1 protein-coding gene is annotated in these 488 nt (G+C 75.0%); it reads left to right on the top strand.

Annotation, left to right across the window (positions count from 1 at the left end):
- Positions 1-337 (top strand): helix-turn-helix transcriptional regulator (locus VR44_RS12640; protein ID WP_045947556.1); only part of this gene is annotated, 337 nt, incomplete at its 5' end.
- Positions 338-488 lie beyond the last annotated feature (151 nt).

Raw genomic sequence — 488 nt, 5'->3', positions numbered from 1 at the left:
CGCCCGGGACGCGCTGCTGCCGATCTCGGTGGCGGAGCACGCGGCCCGGCTGGGCGTGCCCCTGCCGGAGCTGCGCGGCGCGGTGCGGCGCAGCACCGGCGCGGGGGTCAAGGAGTACCTCCTGGGGATCCGGCTGACCCGGGCCAAGGAGCTGCTGGCCCGCACCGACCTGCCGGTCGCGGGGATAGCCCGGCGGGTCGGGTACGAGGACCCCGCCTACTTCAGCCGGCTCTTCAGCCGCCGGGTGGGCATGGCCCCGGTGCGGTTCCGGGCCCAGCAGTCCGTACGGGGAGCGGGGTGCGGGGGCGGGGCTCAGGGCATGGGCCGCCGGGCGTAGCAGAAGAGGTGCTCCTCCGGGTCGGCGAGGGCGCCGGCGGGGTGGAACAGGGTGGTCTCGTGGTGCAGCACCTCCAGGCCCGCGGCCTCGATGCGGCGCAGGTACTCCTCGGCGGAGAGGCTGCTGACGGTCTGTCTCTTATACACATCTC

Source organism: Streptomyces katrae, from assembly GCF_000966975.1.
In the GTDB taxonomy this organism is placed as follows: domain Bacteria; phylum Actinomycetota; class Actinomycetes; order Streptomycetales; family Streptomycetaceae; genus Streptomyces; species Streptomyces katrae.
This window is presented reverse-complemented; position numbering and strand designations above follow the sequence as displayed.